We start from the raw sequence: 15,335 nt of genomic DNA on the forward strand, positions 1-15,335 counted from the left end.
AGCTCCCTTGCCGAGCGGCCGAATTCGGCGCCTGCAAACGGCGCGAGCGGTCGCCATTCTTGAGTTTCGCGAGTCCGACCAGACGCGAATTCCGGAAGGCATCGCGAGCTGAATGCAAAGCGTACGCCCATTTCCGAGTCCTGTCCCTCACGCTTGGGTGAGATTCGATGCCGCAGCGCAACTTCGGCGACGTCATTCGGTCGTCATTTCGCCGCAGATAAGCTGATGCTGCGGGCCGGTTCGCAGAACTCGCGGGCGCTACGCAGTGACTTGGTCTATAAGTGCCACTCAAGGCCCTTCCAACGGATCCTTTTCGGGGAGCAGATATGAGCATTTTCGGGAAAATCATGAGCGCGATCTTCGGTAGCCAGCCGGCTTCCGCCGCACCCGCCGGCGGCGCAGCGTCGCCCGCCGGCGCGGCGCCGGGAGCATCGGCGCCGGCTGCCGCGCCGATGGCCGCGGTCGACGTGGCGGCGATCGTCGACAAGGCGGCGGCCGCGCACAAGGGCGAGAAGCTCGAATGGCGCACCTCGATCGTCGACCTGATGAAGGCGCTCGACATCGATTCCAGCCTCGCGGCGCGCAAGGACCTCGCCAAGGAGCTCGGCTATAGCGGGGACATGAACGACTCCGCCAGCATGAACGTCTGGCTGCACAAGCAGGTGATGTCCAAGCTCGCCGCCAATGGCGGCAAGCTGCCGCCCGAGATCAAGCACTGACCGAGCGCCGTCGTGCCGGAAGGGCCCGCCATCGCGCGGGCCCTTTTGCATCAGGCGACGAGATCCGCATCCTCCGGATGCCGGTCGAGATAATCGACGACGAAGCCGCAGCCGGCGATCACCTTCCTGCCGTCGCGGCGGATCAGATCCAACGCGCCCTTGACCAGCTCGGAACCGATGCCGCGGCCGCGCAGCGCGCGCGGCGTCTCGGTATGGGTGATGATGACCGCCGTCGGGGTCAGCCGGTAATTGGCGAAGGCGATGTCGTTGCCGACATCGAGCTCGAAGCGGCTCCTGTCCTTGTTGTCCCGTACCGATGCGGCCATGCAAGATCCTTCCGACGTGCTGTCTCTCCCAGATCTAGGCGCCTGAACCGGTGCTTGCCAAGGTGCGACCAAGGAAGGTTGCCGCAGGGGAGATATCCGCAAAATGCGTGTCCTGTTCAGTCTCGTGGCGTTGCTTGCCGCGCTGATCTCGACGGCGCCGGCTGCGGCCGAAGGCGGTCCCGCCTGGGATGCATGCGTGGGGTTGACCAGCACGCCGGACCAGCGGGTCAAGGCCTGCTCTACTGTCATCGACACCAAGAGCGAAAGCGGCAAGCGGCTCGCAGGCGCCTATTGCAATCGTGGTCATGGTCTGACCGAGAAGCGCGAGCTCGACGCGGCGCTGTCCGATCTCGACGAGGCGGTCAGGCTCGATCCCGGCTATGCCTGCGCCTACAACAATCGCGGCCGGGTCTATTCGTTCAAGCGCGACTACGAGCGCGCCATTGCCGATTACGACCAGGCCATCAGGCTCGATCCGTCGGCGGCGCTGGCCTACAGCAATCGCGGCGAGTCCCGGTTCAATAAAGGCGATCTCGACGGCGCCTTCGCCGACTTCGACGCTGCGATCAAGCGCGACCCCAACTATGCCATGGCCTATGGCAATCGGGCCCTGGTGTACTACCGCAAGCGCGACATGGCGCACGCCATCGCCGACTACACGATGCGGATCAGGCTTGCGCCCGATCTGCTCGCCTATATCGATCGCGGCAACGTCTACCGCGACAGCGAGCAGCTCGACCGGGCCGCCGCCGACTACGGCGAGGCCATCCGCCTCGCACCGACCGACGCGCGCGGCTGGCGCAATCGCGGCATGATCCGGCTCTACCAGGGCGACACCGAGGGTGGCCTTTCGGACTACGACAAGGCGGTGCAATACGATCCGTCGGACGTGTTCTCGTGGAATAATCGCGGACAGGCCCGCTTGCGGCTCGGCGACAAGCAGGGCGCGATCGCCGATTTCAGGAAGGCGCTGGAGCTGAAGCCCGGCCTGTCATCCGCGCAGGAGTCGCTGAGGAGGCTCGGGGCGCTCTAGCCGCAGTGCGGTATGAGTTCATGACCCGCGGACACCCGCGGCCAGCGAAATAATCCTCGATCCCGGTCTTGCGCAGCCGCCGGCGGTTCCCACGTCCTTTGCAGGGCATACGTCCGAATGCGGCCGGCAGGGTCGCGAGACATTCGGAAGTCGTGATCGCCAGCCGCCGACGTGTGCCTCTGTCATAGGAGGGAACGATGTCGGATTTCGGTTTCTTGAAGACTCATCGAACGTGGGAAGACTGGTGCGGGATGCTGCTCGGCGCGATGATCGTGGCATCGCCGTGGTTTCCCATCCAGGATGCGGCGATTAGCGGACACCAGACGGTGATCCTGAATACGGTCGCCATCGGTCTGGTCGTCTTTGGCATCAGCCAGCTCGAATATGTCGCCTTGCAGCGCTGGCAGGAGGTGACGACGATCCTGATCGGATTGTGGCTCATCGCTTCGCCCTACGTCATGGGCTATTCCGGGGACGGCTTTCTCCGCATCTATCACACGGGCCTCGGCGCCGTGCTCGTGCTGCTCGGTGTGCTGCAGCTGTGGCAGGACTGGGACCAGACTGACCAGGACATGCTCAAGCACGGACAATAGGCCGTAGATATCGGCAGGCCCGCCGGCTGCAGGCGGCGGGCCCGTCTCCCTATCTCGCCACGAGATCCTGATAGTCGGTGTGCTTCTCGATCCACGCTTTCACGAACGGGCATTGCGGGATCAGCTTCAATCCGGCCGCGCGGACCTGATCGAGCGCGCCTTGCACCAGCGTCGAGCCGACGCCCTTGCCGCCGAGCTCCTTCGGCACGTCGGTGTGCTCGAACGTGATGACGTCGCCGTCGAGCTTGTAATGTTCGGTCGCAATACGGCCTTCGACCTCGAGCTCGAAGCGGTGATCGGCCCTGTTGTCGATAACGTCGCTCATGTCGCCTCCGCTGTCGTCGATCTTCCGGCCATTGGCCTCGCGCACGACATCGTAACGCGTGATCAGGCCGGTAGGTTTCCGCTCTGAAGCCGTTCGTTCAATCGGCGGCTTTGGCGAGCCTGGAATCTTCGTGCTGCTGCGGCCGCAGGCATCCCTGGCAGATGACCAGGGAGCGGTTGACCCGGGCATCCTGCTCGGCCTCGCTGCCGTTCTGCTGCTGCCACCATTCCTTCGAAGGCGGCTGAAGCCCGGCTTGCGACCTGCTGCGCCCGGAGCTGGCCACGGCGCGTGTCGGTTGCGAGGCTGCCTCCGGCCGATTGGGATCCTCGCCGGCGCCATCCCAGGCATATCGGGCAGGCTTGAACGCGGGGTCGGGCGTCAGGTGCGCTTGAGTACCCACGGCACATCCGGCCAGCGCCAGCGACAACACGAGGAAAGCGGGCGCTTTGACCATGATACGGCACTCTGTACGCGAGAACTGAGCGAGGGTGCGCCGATCATGTTTAAAATTCCCTGAACGATTGCGGCTATGCCGGCGACCAACGCGCATGCGCCATCTGATGCTTCTGCTCGCCCTGATCGCCTCCGCCGCGCGTGCCGAGGATGCAAAGCCGTTCAATCCGTCGGACTATCCCCCCGGCGTGCAGCAGGCGCTGCGCTACGCCAATGAGGAATGCACCAGCCAGGACGGGGGCGAGGTGAGCTTCGCGCCCGATACGGTGCGTCGGATCGACCTCACCGGCGACGGCCGCGACGACTACATCGTCGATTTCAGCGACACCAAATGCGGTGACCGCGAGACCACTTATTGCGGAACCGGCGGCTGCGTCATGAACATCCTGGTGACGCTGCCGGACGGCAGCGTGCGCAAGGTGTTCGACGGCCATGTCCGCAGTTACAAGATCATGCCGCCACGGAAGGCGCTTGGGGCCGCGCGCATCCGCTTCGATCTGCATGGCAGCTTTTGCGGCGGCTTCGGCCCGCAGGCCTGCGTCAAGCAGAAGGCCATTACGGCGAGCCCGTTCACGTTCAAGCAGCCGTAGGGCAGGTGTGCGGCCGGCGGCCTTGCAGGGGCGCGGGCGATGGCGATAAATGGGCCGCAATAAGCGGGGGGCTCGAGCGCCGTCCGCCCCCGAAGAGGAAGCCCGATGCAGCCCCTGCGCATGTCCCGCCGCGTCATGAATCTCGCTTACATGCTGACCCAGAATGCGCGGCGGCACGGTGCGCGTCCCGGCTTCGTCTGGGGTGACAGATCCTGGACCTGGCGGCAGATCGATGCGCAGGTCTCGGCGCTGGCGGCTGCGCTCGCTGCGCGCGGCATCACCAAGGGCGACCGCATCCTGGTCCATTCCAAGAATGGCGACGAGATGTTCTTCTCGATGTTCGCCGCATTCCGGCTCGGCGCGGTCTGGGTGCCCACCAATTTCCGTCTGATGCCGGACGAGGTCACCTATCTCGCGGAAGCTTCCGGCGCCAAGGCCTTTCTGTGCCATGTCGATTTTCCCGAGCACGCCGCCGCCGTGAAGGGCGGCGCGCTGGAGTTCACCTGGAGCGTCGACGGCAAGGGCGCGTTCGGCGAGACCTCGGTTGCCGAGGCCATCGCCTCGCGAGCCGGAGCGGCGGTCGAGAACGCTGCCGTCGAGCACGACGATCCCTGCTGGTTCTTCTTCACCTCGGGCACCACCGGGCGCTCCAAGGCGGCGGTGCTGACCCATGGCCAGATGGGTTTTGTCGTCACCAACCATCTCGCCGATCTGACACCCGGCGTGACCGAGAACGACGCATCGCTGGTGGTGGCGCCGCTGTCGCATGGCGCCGGCGTGCATCAGCTGGTGCAGACCGCGCGCGGCGTCTGCACGGTTTTGTTGCCGACCGAGAAGTTCGACATCAACGAGGCGTTCCGCCTGATCGAGAAGCATCGGGTCGCCAATCTCTTCACCGTGCCGACGATCCTCAAGATGATGGTCGAGCATCCCGCCGTCGACAAATACGATCATTCCTCGCTGCGTCACGTGATCTATGCGGGCGCGCCGATGTATCGCGAGGACCAGAAGACCGCGCTGATGAAGCTCGGCAAGGTCATCGTGCAGTATTTCGGCCTCGGCGAGGTCACCGGCAACATCACCGTGCTGCCGGCGGCGCTGCACGACGCCGAGGATAGTCCGCATGCCAGGATCGGCACCTGCGGCTTCGAGCGCACGGCCATGCAGGTCTCGATCCAGGACGACGAGGGCCGCGAGCTCGCGGCCAATCAGAGCGGCGAGATCTGCGTGATCGGACCTGCGGTGCTCGCCGGCTATTACGACAATCCCGAGGCCAATGCGAAGGCGTTCCGCAACGGCTGGTTTCGCACCGGCGATCTCGGCCACATGGACGAGGAGGGCTTCGTCTACATTACGGGGCGCGCCTCCGACATGTACATCTCCGGCGGCTCCAACATCTATCCGCGCGAGATCGAGGAGAAGATTTTGACGCATCCCGCGGTCGGCGAGGTCGCCGTGCTCGGCGTGCCCGATGCGACCTGGGGCGAGGTCGGCGTTGCCGTCTGCGTGGCCCGCGAGGGCGAGCAGCCGGTGAGCGAGGCCGAGATGGCGGCGTTTCTCGGTCCGAAGGTGCCGCGCTACAAGATGCCGAAGCGGTTCTTCTTCTGGGACGCCCTGCCGAAATCCGGCTATGGCAAGGTGCCGAAGCGCATGGTGCGCGACGAGCTCGAGGCACGAGGCCTGCTCGATCTCGACAAGACGAAGGCAGGCTGAGCGCAGGCGATGCGGAATATCAAGCAGCCGGGCGCGCCTATCGCAGAGCGCATCCAATGGGTGGAGGCGAGGGGGCGCACCTTCTCGTTCACGCTTCAAGCTGGTCTGCCGCTGCTGGAAGCCGCGCGGCGCGGCTTTGCGGCCGAAGGCTTTACGAGCGGCGTGCTCAACTTCCGGCGCGGCGCGCTCGGGCCGTTCGCCTATGTGATGCCGGCGCTGTCGAAGACCGGCGAGAACGCCGCTTTCTACAGCGACACGTACCGGCCCGGCGGCGTCACGCGCACGAGGCTCGGCAGTCTGACGCTGGGCATGCGCGACGGCGCGCCGTTCTTTCATTGCCATGGGCTTTGGACGGAGGCGGACGGCAAGGCCGGCGGTGGCCACATGCTGCCGGACGAGACTGTCGTCGCCGAACCGTTCGAGGTCGACGCCTTCGGGCTCGATGGCGCGATGTTCACTGCGGAGCAAGATCCCGAGACCAATTTTAAGCTGTTCGGGCCGGTGGCTGCTGGACCCATGGGCGCCCGCACGACGCGTCGCGCGTTTGCGCTGCGGTTGCGGCCGAACCAGGATTTTGCCGCCTGTCTCGAACAGTTCTGCCGTGCGCACGGCATCGCGCGCGCGAGGATCCATGGCGGCGTCGGCTCGACCATCGGCGCGCGCTTCACCCATGGCGGAGTGACCGAGCCGTTTGCGACCGAGCTGGCGGTGACGGCCGGGCTGATCGCGCCCGGGCCCTCCGGCGCGCTCGAAGCTGCGCTCGACGTCGCCCTGGTCGACTACACCGGCGGCCTGGCGGAGGGGCGCCTGGTCCGCGGCGACAATCCGGTGCTGATGACCATGGAGCTGGTGCTGGAGGCGCTGGACTAGATCGCAGCCTGGACTTGTCATTGGCTGCTGAAGCCACTTCTTCTGAGCGCCTGTTCCTGATATGTTCTTGGTTGCGAGTTTCTCGGACAGGGCAGGGAGTGGTGAATATGCGAGGGCGACAGCGCGACATCAGGCTGCCTGCTCCTTATCTCCGGCGCGTCTGGCTCGACCGCGCGCTGGTTCCGGACTGGGAGGCATATCCGTATTGTCTGCCGATCTTCCGCGAGGAATTCGACCTGAGCTTCGACACCGCGATCACCATCGTCGTGGGCGAGAACGGCACCGGCAAGTCGACCATCCTGGAGGGTATTGCAGCGCTCGCAGGTTTTGACGACGCTGGCGGCGGCAAGGGTTATCGCCCGGTCGATCATTCCAATGCGCGCGAGATCATGGGCGGCGAGTTGTCGGTCGCGCTTCGCGCCGGCTGGGTGCCGAAGATCACCAACGGCTGGTTCTTCCGCGCTGAGACCTTCTTCTCGGTTGCAAGATATCTCGACGAGGTTTCCGACAGGCCGCCGGATTTTCTGTCCTACTCGCATGGTGAGGGTTTCCTGCGCTTCTTCGAGGAGCGATGCCAGAAGCAGGGCATTTTCATCTTCGACGAACCGGAATCAGCGCTGTCGCCAGCGCGCCAGATGGAGTTTCTCAAGCTGCTGCATCGCATGGATTCCTCCCGCAACTGCCAGGTCATCATGGCGACCCATGCGCCGATGCTGATGGCCTATCCCAACGCGCGGTTGTTGCGGTTGACCAAGTACGGCCTCGAGCCCGTGACGGTGGAAGAGACCGATCATTACCGGGTGATGCGCGAATTCTGCAACGATCCGCGCGGGTTCGTTGAGGCGGTGCTGGGGGAATGAATGTGCCATCCATTGTTGTTCACCCATTTTCGTAGTATGTTTCTGCCGTGATCAGGTCTTGGCGGAATTCAGCGAGCCGCAGGATCTGGGATGGCCAGCGTCCGAACCAGTTTCGTGGCCTCGATTTCGAGGCGGCGGCCGAATTGTTGCTTGCGCTGAACGTCGCGAAATCGCTCGGAGACTTGAGTCCATTGAAGAGCGTCGGATTGCATAAGCTGAAGGGCGATCGCAGGGGACAATGGGCCATGACAGTCAATGAGCGTTGGCGCATTTGTTTCGAATTCAGCAAGGGCGATGCCTACGAGGTAGAAATCGTCGATTATCACAAGGGCTGACATTCATGGCTCCACTCGTTCATCCCGGAAGGCTGCTCAAGCGCGAATTGGTTGCGCGAGGGCTGAGCGCCAACAGGCTTTCACTCGACATCGGCGTTCCTTCGGGGCGGATCACCGATATTCTGAATGGACGCAGAGGTATCTCGGCTGACACCGCGGTGCGACTTGGTCGGTATTTCGGCAACAGTCCTCAATTCTGGTTGGACTTGCAGGGGCAGTACGACATCGGTGTCGTCGAGCGGGAGAAGGGCGCGGAGATCGCTCGGCGGGTAAGGCCCGCCGACGCGGCTTGATCGGCTCGCCACGTTGGTGTCCCGGACAAGCTGCAACGCGAGAGCGTTGCGGCGCTGAGCCGGGACCCAGCGGCCGAGCAACGCGCTGCTGCATGGGCCCCGGCTCTGCAGCGCATCGCACCGGACGACGCTTCGGATCGCCGCGAGGGCGCTACGCGGCACGAGAGCGAATTCATATTTCCGCTCGAAACTCAATCGCACGCGCGGGTTCCCGTTCTCGCGGCGTATTCCGCCCGAGCTTTGCGGTAGCTATTGCCCCTCGAAGATGCCGAGGGCGCAGGGAAGGCCGGGTGCCGGCTGGCACCCGCGGTCCACTGTGCGAAAGCGTGTGCTTAAAAAAAGCTGCACAGCGGCATACAGGTGAAGCCAAAACATCCGGCCTTCCCTGCGCAGTGGTTTGACGGCTTATGTCGTGCTCTCCTCGGGGAGCGTTGCACTATTGCCCCCGTCGCCTTGCGGATGGCTGATGCGCTTGCCCGGTCGGGCCGCGGCATCACCGCAAGACTTGGCGCACAGACCCCGGGCGCCGGGACCACACGATTTTGCCGTACGCAGGCTGCACCGGTCGTGTCCGCGCAGTCAGTTGCTCACGGTGTGACCCGCCCTGCAACCACCGCCGCGGCAACGCAGCCTGCGTCCACCACGTACCACCCCGCATGTCGTGACGATCGCGATACGCCCCTCGGCCGGGGTGGGATGGCTTTCTATACGATAATCCGAAGTTCTGATAAAGAGAAATGTTTGGCCGCGCCGGCGTTGACCTTCCTGTGGGTGTTTCACCCGTCGGGCGGCGCAACAGGTTGTGGGGCGTGCCGGGCGTCAGCCGCAACGGCGCCACGAACCGGTCTCCCCTCGGCCCCAAAATACGCTAGGATGATCGCAGCGCGCCCAAAGTCGCGCACGATCAACTGGACGCATGAGGAAACGAGATGAGGGTGACGATTGGACGGCGCACGGCCGTGGCGGCGGTGCTGACTGCCGCAGGGGCGGCGGTCTTGACGGCAGCTTTTGCGCCGGCTTTTTCACCAGCCTGGGCCCACGGGCCGACGCGGCAGAAAGTGCGCGAATCCATCGAGATCAACGCGCCGCAGGACAAGGTCTGGGCGGCGATCCGCAACTTTCAGGACATGAGCTGGCTGCCGCCTGTTACCAAGACCACGGGCGAGAAGGGCAACGAGGTCGGCGCGACGCGGCAGCTGACGCTGACGGGCGGAGCGACTGTCGATGAGGAGCTCTACAAATACGAGCCCGACATGATGAGCTATTCGTACCGGATCACGAAGGTCGACGTGAAGGTGCTGCCGGTGACCAATTATTCCTCGACCCTGACGGTGTCGCCGGCTCCCGACGGCAAGTCGAAGCTGGAATGGGCCGGCGCGTTCTACCGCGGCTTTCCCAACAACGATCCGCCGCCGGAGCTGAGCGACGAGGCCGCCAAGACCGCGGTGAGCGGGCTCTACAAGGCCGGTCTGGAGGCGCTGAAGAAGAAGATCGAGAGCGGTAGCTGATCGTGCGGGCATTGGCCTTGCGGGCGCTGCTCCTGGCGGCGCTCGCCGCCGGCCTTTGTTGTGCTGCTCTTGGCCCGGGCTTCGGCAGCGCGTCTGCCGAAGAAGCCTTCATCACCAATCAGCTCAGCGACGATCTGATGATCGTGGATCTCGCGACTGCGCGCGCGGTGTCAACCATTCCCATCGGCGGCAAGCCGGCCGGTGTTGCCGTTAGCGCGGACGGGCGCTTTGCCTATGTCACGAGTCCCGATGCCAAGGCGGTGACGGTGGTGGACGCGGCGACGCGGCAGGTGGCGGGCCGCGTTGAGGTCGGCGGCGGCCCGCTCGGCATCGCCGTGGCGCCAGATGGCAAGACCGTCTATGTCGCCGACTGGTATGCCGCGGCGGTGCGGGTGATCGATACGGCCTCGCGCAGCGTCACGGCCAGCATCGCGGTCGGCGCCTCGCCGTCGGGGCTGGCGGTGACGCCGGACGGCAAGCTGCTGCTCTCGGCTGACCGCGACGACGACAGCGTCTCGGTCGTCGACACCGCGACGCGCCAGCGCAAGACGACGATCAAGGTCGGCACCCGTCCATTCGGCGTCACCATCGATACCGAGGGCAAGCGCGCCTACACCGCCAATGTCGGCTCCGACGACGTCTCTGTGATCGACATCGCGGAAGGGCGCGAGATCGGCCGCGTGCCCGTCGGCATGCGCCCCTACGCCGTGGCGCTGACGCAAGGCCGCGGCTTCGTGACCGACCAATATGGCGGGACCGTCAGCGTGTTCGATGTTGCGAGCCTGAAGCCGATCAAGCGCATCAATGTCGGCGACTATCCCGAGGGCATCAACGCCACCGCCGACGGCAAGCGCGTCATCGTCGCCTGCTGGGAGAGCAACACGCTTCATATCATCGACGCGGCCGAGCTGAAGGTCGTCGGCGAGATCAAGACCGGCGACGGCCCAAGGGCGTTCGGGTTGTTTTTGCGCAGGACGGAGTAGGGCGGTCGTAGCCCGCATGAGCGGAGCGACATGCGGGACAGGGCCATCCTCATCCACTGACGTTCCCGGATGTCGCTTCGCTCATCCGGGCTACTGCACCGGGGCAGAGCGTCCATGCAATCTCATCCATCCGCTCGAACACATGGTCCGGCCCCAGTGCCCGCAGCGCCGCCGGGGCTGCATAGCCCCAGCATACCGCGCCGCAGGCAATGCCGATGGCCCGCGCCGCCTCGATGTCGCGGACCTCGTCGCCGATCGCGATGACTTGGCCCGGCGGGACACCGGCGCGGCGGATGACCCTACGGAATTTGGCGGCCTTGCCGAACAGCGAGGCCGCGCAGTCGAAATGCGTAAACAACGCCCCGGCATCCCCGAGCTTCTCGCGCGCATTGGCCTCGCTGTCGGACGTCACCAGCGCCAGCTGCACGCCGTTCTCGGCCAGCGTCCGCAGCATCGCCTCGACACCCGCGAACAACGGAATCTCGCTGGCCGCCTCCGCCTTCAGCCGCCGCGCATGCCGCGCGATCGCCGGCAGCTTCCACAAGGGGACTTCGAGCCGGGCAAGAATCTCCCGCGTCGAAGCATGCCGCAGCCCCTCGACGTCCTCGTCGGCGACGCGGCGAAAGCCGAAGCGGTCGGCGACATCGTTGATGGTGCGCAGGAACCAGGGGAAGCTGTCGGCGAGCGTGCCGTCGAGGTCGAAGATGGCGAGGGCGTAGGGCATGGAGGCGGGTTTCGAGTTCGCTGACAAGCGTGGCCTGATGTGCTATCGTTCGGCAAAATTCGAGGACAGCCATGCGGCACGAGCGCATTGAAATCAACCCGGCGATCATGGACGGCAAGCCTGTGATCCGCGGCACACGCGTGCCGGTCGAGCTGGTGTTGTGCGAGCTGGGCGCGGGTATGACCATTGAGACCATCATAGCGGAGCATCCGCGGTTGACAGCGGACGACATTCGGGCAGCCCAGGCTTTTGCGGCAGACTATTTGGCCGACGAAGACATCATTTTTCGCTAAACCGTGCTCTGGCTCGCAGACGAGTGCATCGCGGTCTCTCTGGTTCGAGAGCTGCGCGGCGCCGGTCACGATGTGCTCTACATCGCCGAATTTGCTGCCAGTCTGGGCGATGTAGAGGTCATTGCGCTGGCGTCACGGGAAGGCCGTCTTCTCCTTACGGCTGACAAGGATTTCGGCGAGCTTGTCTTTCGTCGCAACCAAGTCGTTCCAGGTCTCGTCCTGCTGCGCATCGATCCGGATCATGGGCCGCTGGTACGGAAGCGGCTACTGGAGGCCGTCGATCACTTCGGTGAAGGGCTCTTCGGCCGCTATGTCGTGATTGACGAGGTTCGCTTTCGATCGCGTCCTTTGTATTGCTGCGCCGGAGGTGACTCACTGCAATTTGCGGACGTGAACATTGATGTCGATATCGATGTTGCTGACGCAAGTCTGAGTGGCCACCCTCGTGCCAGCGGCCGTCCCGTAGACCGGCTCCTCTGACATTGGCCAGCTTCAGGCACCGCCATTGCGGCAGCGGCCCGCTGCTGTCGCCGGCGAGCTGCCAGGCCGGCACAGCTTCCTCGCCGGCCTTGTTGGTGCCGATGACGTGCGGACATAGCTCGCGGTACCGGCCCTCGTAGATACAGGTCACCTGCTGCTCGGCGAGGATGGCGTTGCGGAAGAGAGCATAGGTTCGGCTGGGCATGGAGATCACTCCAGGCAACTTGAGCCGGTTGCTCGAGCGGCGGGTCTACTCCGCCGCCTCGCTCGCCGCGCGTCTCCGCTTCGGCTTCCGTGCCTTCTCCAATACGGGGGCCAAAAACTTCCCCGTATAGCTCCGTGGCGCCTTGGCGATGTCCTCCGGCGGGCCCCAGGCCACGATCTCGCCGCCGCCGTCGCCGCCTTCGGGGCCGAGGTCGATGACCCAGTCGGCGGTCTTGATGACTTCGAGATTGTGCTCGATGACGACGACGGTGTTGCCCTGCGCGACCAGCTCGTGCAGCACCTCCAGCAGCTTCTTGACGTCGTGGAAGTGCAGGCCGGTGGTCGGCTCGTCCAGGATGTAGAGCGTGCGGCCGGTGGCGCGCTTGGACAGCTCCTTGGCGAGCTTGACGCGTTGCGCTTCGCCACCCGAGAGGGTCGTCGCCTGTTGTCCCACGTGGATGTAGTCGAGCCCGACGCGGTGCAGGGTCTGGAAGGTTTCGCGGACGCGCGGCACCGCCTTGAAGAACTCGGCGGCTTCCTCGACCGTCATGTCGAGCACGTCGGCGATGGACTTGCCCTTGAACAGCACCTCCAGCGTCTCGCGGTTGTAACGCTTGCCCTTGCAGACGTCGCAGGTGACGTAGACGTCGGGCAAAAAGTGCATCTCGATCTTGATGACGCCGTCGCCCTGGCAGGCCTCGCAGCGGCCGCCCTTGACGTTGAAGGAGAAGCGCCCGGGCTCGTAGCCGCGCGCCTTGGACTCGGGCAGGCCGGCGAACCATTCGCGGATCGGCGTGAAGGCGCCGGTATAGGTCGCCGGGTTCGAGCGCGGGGTGCGGCCGATCGGCGACTGGTCGATGTCGATGATCTTGTCGATGTGCTCGAGGCCCTCGATGCGGTCGTGCGGGGCGGCGCCTTCGCTGGCATTGTTCAGCTTGCGGGCGATGGCGCGGTACAGCGTGTCGATCAGCAGCGTCGACTTGCCGCCGCCGGACACGCCGGTGACGCAGGTGAACAGGCCGAGCGGAATTTCCGCGGTGACGTTCTTGAGGTTATTGCCGCGCGCGTTGACCACCTTGATGGTGCGGCGATGGTTCGGCGGGCGCCGCTCCGGCACCTCGACCTCGAGCTCGCCGGTCAGGTACTTGCCGGTCAGCGATTTCGGGTTGCGCATGATCTCGGCTGGCGTGCCTTCGGCGACGATGTGGCCGCCATGCATGCCGGCGCCGGGGCCGATGTCGAGCACGTAATCGGCCAAGCGGATGGCGTCCTCGTCATGCTCGACCACGACCACGGTGTTGCCGAGGTCGCGCAGCCGCTTCAGCGTGTCGAGCAGGCGGGCGTTGTCGCGCTGGTGCAGGCCGATCGAGGGCTCGTCCAGCACGTAGAGCACGCCGGTCAGGCCCGAGCCGATCTGCGAGGCGAGGCGGATGCGCTGGCTCTCGCCGCCGGACAGCGTGCCGGAGGAGCGTGACAAGGTGAGGTAGTTGAGGCCGACGTCGAGCAGGAAGGTGAGGCGCTCGCGGATCTCTTTCAGAATGCGGCCGGCGATCTCGTTCTGCTGCGCGTTGAGCGCGCCAGGCACGGTCTCGAACCATTCGCCGGCCTTCCTGACCGACAGCTCCGAGATCTCGCCGATATGCTTTCCGCCGACCTTGACGCAGAGCGCCTCGGGCTTGAGGCGGAAGCCCTTGCAGGCCTCGCAGGGCACGTCGTGAAAATATTTCGCCAGCTCTTCGCGGGCCCACTCGCTCTCGGTCTCGCGGTAGCGGCGGTTGATGTTGGTGATGACGCCCTCGAACGGCTTCTTGGTGTCGTAGGAGCGCACCCCGTCCTCGTAGGAGAACTTGATCTCGTCCTCGCCGGAGCCGTGCAGGATGGCGTCTTTCGTCTTCTTGGGCAGGTCCTTCCACTTGGTGGTCAGGGTGAACTTGTAGTGCTTGCCGAGCGCGGTCAGCGTCTGCACGTAATAGGGCGAGGACGATTTGGCCCAGGGCGCGATCGCGCCCTTGCCGATGGCGAGCTCCTTGTCGGGGATGACGAGGTCCTCGTCGACATGCTGCTCGACGCCGAGGCCGCCGCAGGCAGGACAGGCGCCATAGGGGTTGTTGAAGGAAAACAGTCTGGGCTCGACCTCGGGAATGGTGAAGCCGGAGACCGGGCAGGCGAACTTTTCCGAGAACAGCATGCGCTCGGGTCCGCTCTTGTCGTGGATCTTGGCGGTCTTCTTCTTCTCTTCAGCGGGAGCGGCCGCAGGCGCGTCGGCGAACTCGACGACGGCGAGGCCTTCGGCGAGCTTCAGCGCGGTCTCGAAGCTCTCGGCGAGGCGTTGGCCGATGTCGGCACGCACCACGATGCGGTCGACGACCACGTCGATGTCGTGCGGAAACTTCTTGTCGAGCGTCGGCGCTTCCGCCAGCTCATGGAAGGTGCCGTCGATCTTGACGCGCTGAAAGCCCTTCTTGAGCCATTCGGCGAGCTCCTTGCGGTACTCGCCCTTGCGGCCGCGCACGACGGGCGCGAGCAGATAAAGCCGCGTGCCCTCGGGCAGCGCCAGCACGCGGTCGACCATCTGCGAGACGGTCTGGCTTTCGATCGGCAGGCCCGTGGCCGGCGAATAGGGCACGCCGACGCGCGCCCAGAGCAGGCGCATATAGTCGTAGATCTCGGTGACGGTGCCGACGGTCGAGCGCGGGTTCTTCGAGGTGGTCTTCTGCTCGATCGAGATCGCCGGCGACAGGCCGTCGATCTGGTCGACGTCGGGCTTCTGCATCATCTCCAGGAACTGGCGCGCATAGGCCGACAGCGATTCGACGTAGCGGCGCTGGCCCTCGGCGTAGATGGTGTCGAACGCGAGCGAGGATTTGCCGGAGCCGGAGAGGCCGGTGAACACCACCAGCTTGTCGCGGGGAATCTCGACGTCGATGTTCTTGAGGTTGTGCTCGCGCGCGCCGCGGATCGTAATTGCGCGCAGGCTCGAGCCCGCGTTCTGTTGTTGGCGCTTCGCCTTGATCACTTCATCCATCCGAGTTG

Annotated in this window: 18 protein-coding genes; 13 read left to right on the forward strand and 5 right to left on the reverse strand. The window is 65.0% G+C overall.

Annotation, left to right across the window (positions count from 1 at the left end):
• Positions 1-326: 326 nt before the first annotated feature.
• Positions 327-719 (forward strand): DUF3597 domain-containing protein, encoded by a 393-nt coding sequence (locus E4K64_RS29925; RefSeq protein WP_167772333.1) that lies wholly within the window; start codon positions 327-329, stop codon positions 717-719.
• 50 nt (positions 720-769) lie between these two features.
• Here E4K64_RS29925 and E4K64_RS29930 read toward each other — a convergent pair whose 3' ends face one another.
• Positions 770-1,045 (reverse strand): GNAT family N-acetyltransferase, encoded by a 276-nt coding sequence (locus tag E4K64_RS29930; RefSeq protein ID WP_126257511.1) that lies wholly within the window; start codon positions 1,043-1,045, stop codon positions 770-772.
• 103 nt (positions 1,046-1,148) lie between these two features.
• On the opposite strand from E4K64_RS29930, the gene E4K64_RS29935 reads away from it, so the two are divergent.
• Both E4K64_RS29935 and E4K64_RS29940 read left to right on the forward strand, forming a co-directional pair.
• The gene (locus tag E4K64_RS29935) at positions 1,149-2,078 is read left to right on the forward strand and encodes a tetratricopeptide repeat protein (protein ID WP_135166691.1); all 930 of its coding nucleotides are present in this window, start codon (positions 1,149-1,151) and stop codon (positions 2,076-2,078) included.
• A 197-nt stretch (positions 2,079-2,275) separates the two neighbouring features.
• Positions 2,276-2,671, forward strand: coding sequence for an SPW repeat domain-containing protein (locus tag E4K64_RS29940; protein ID WP_135166692.1), 396 nt, complete (start codon positions 2,276-2,278; stop codon positions 2,669-2,671).
• 49 nt (positions 2,672-2,720) lie between these two features.
• Here E4K64_RS29940 and E4K64_RS29945 read toward each other — a convergent pair whose 3' ends face one another.
• Together E4K64_RS29945 and E4K64_RS29950 are read right to left on the reverse strand one after the other, a co-directional pair.
• Positions 2,721-2,996 carry a GNAT family N-acetyltransferase gene (locus tag E4K64_RS29945; protein WP_135166693.1) on the reverse strand — a complete coding sequence of 92 codons (276 nt, stop codon included), beginning with the start codon at positions 2,994-2,996 and terminating at the stop codon, positions 2,721-2,723.
• Positions 2,997-3,093: 97 nt separating this feature from the next.
• Positions 3,094-3,450: a hypothetical protein gene (locus E4K64_RS29950; protein ID WP_135166694.1), complete on the reverse strand. Its 357-nt coding sequence runs from the start codon at positions 3,448-3,450 to the stop codon at positions 3,094-3,096.
• A gap of 94 nt (positions 3,451-3,544) precedes the next feature.
• On the opposite strand from E4K64_RS29950, the gene E4K64_RS29955 reads away from it, so the two are divergent.
• The 8 genes from E4K64_RS29955 (at position 3,545) to E4K64_RS29995 (ending at position 10,601) form a co-directional block, all read left to right on the forward strand.
• Positions 3,545-4,039: a hypothetical protein gene (locus tag E4K64_RS29955; RefSeq protein WP_135166695.1), complete on the forward strand. Its 495-nt coding sequence runs from the start codon at positions 3,545-3,547 to the stop codon at positions 4,037-4,039.
• Between the two features lie 105 nt (positions 4,040-4,144).
• Positions 4,145-5,752, forward strand: a complete 1,608-nt coding sequence (locus tag E4K64_RS29960) for an acyl-CoA synthetase (protein WP_135166696.1) — start codon at positions 4,145-4,147, stop codon at positions 5,750-5,752.
• A 9-nt stretch (positions 5,753-5,761) separates the two neighbouring features.
• Positions 5,762-6,622 (forward strand): PCC domain-containing protein, encoded by an 861-nt coding sequence (locus E4K64_RS29965; protein ID WP_135166697.1) that lies wholly within the window; start codon positions 5,762-5,764, stop codon positions 6,620-6,622.
• Positions 6,623-6,729: 107 nt separating this feature from the next.
• Positions 6,730-7,482 (forward strand): AAA family ATPase, encoded by a 753-nt coding sequence (locus E4K64_RS29970; RefSeq protein WP_135166698.1) that lies wholly within the window; start codon positions 6,730-6,732, stop codon positions 7,480-7,482.
• A gap of 47 nt (positions 7,483-7,529) precedes the next feature.
• Entirely contained in the window at positions 7,530-7,817 is a 288-nt protein-coding gene (locus tag E4K64_RS29975) for a type II toxin-antitoxin system RelE/ParE family toxin (RefSeq protein WP_135166699.1), read from the forward strand.
• Between the two features lie 5 nt (positions 7,818-7,822).
• Positions 7,823-8,110, forward strand: coding sequence for a HigA family addiction module antitoxin (locus tag E4K64_RS29980; protein WP_028136268.1), 288 nt, complete (start codon positions 7,823-7,825; stop codon positions 8,108-8,110).
• 929 nt (positions 8,111-9,039) lie between these two features.
• On the forward strand, positions 9,040-9,618 hold the full coding sequence (locus E4K64_RS29990) for an SRPBCC family protein (RefSeq protein WP_126257520.1): 579 nt from the start codon (positions 9,040-9,042) through the stop codon (positions 9,616-9,618).
• Positions 9,619-9,635: 17 nt separating this feature from the next.
• A complete protein-coding gene (locus E4K64_RS29995) occupies positions 9,636-10,601 on the forward strand; it encodes a YVTN family beta-propeller repeat protein (protein ID WP_135166760.1) in 966 nt (321 codons plus the stop codon).
• 49 nt (positions 10,602-10,650) lie between these two features.
• On the opposite strand, the gene E4K64_RS30000 is transcribed toward E4K64_RS29995, so the two are convergent.
• Positions 10,651-11,325 carry an HAD family hydrolase gene (locus E4K64_RS30000; protein ID WP_135166700.1) on the reverse strand — a complete coding sequence of 225 codons (675 nt, stop codon included), beginning with the start codon at positions 11,323-11,325 and terminating at the stop codon, positions 10,651-10,653.
• A 71-nt stretch (positions 11,326-11,396) separates the two neighbouring features.
• Between E4K64_RS30000 and E4K64_RS30005 the strand changes: the two genes are divergently transcribed.
• Both E4K64_RS30005 and E4K64_RS30010 read left to right on the forward strand, forming a co-directional pair.
• Positions 11,397-11,618 (forward strand): DUF433 domain-containing protein, encoded by a 222-nt coding sequence (locus tag E4K64_RS30005; protein WP_135166701.1) that lies wholly within the window; start codon positions 11,397-11,399, stop codon positions 11,616-11,618.
• A gap of 3 nt (positions 11,619-11,621) precedes the next feature.
• Positions 11,622-12,098, forward strand: coding sequence for a DUF5615 family PIN-like protein (locus E4K64_RS30010; protein WP_167772334.1), 477 nt, complete (start codon positions 11,622-11,624; stop codon positions 12,096-12,098).
• A gap of 250 nt (positions 12,099-12,348) precedes the next feature.
• On the opposite strand, the gene uvrA is transcribed toward E4K64_RS30010, so the two are convergent.
• Entirely contained in the window at positions 12,349-15,327 is a 2,979-nt protein-coding gene (gene uvrA, locus E4K64_RS30015) for an excinuclease ABC subunit UvrA (RefSeq protein WP_135166702.1), read from the reverse strand.
• Between the last annotated feature and the right edge of the window lie 8 nt (positions 15,328-15,335).

This window comes from Bradyrhizobium frederickii, from assembly GCF_004570865.1.
Lineage (GTDB): Bacteria > Pseudomonadota > Alphaproteobacteria > Rhizobiales > Xanthobacteraceae > Bradyrhizobium > Bradyrhizobium frederickii.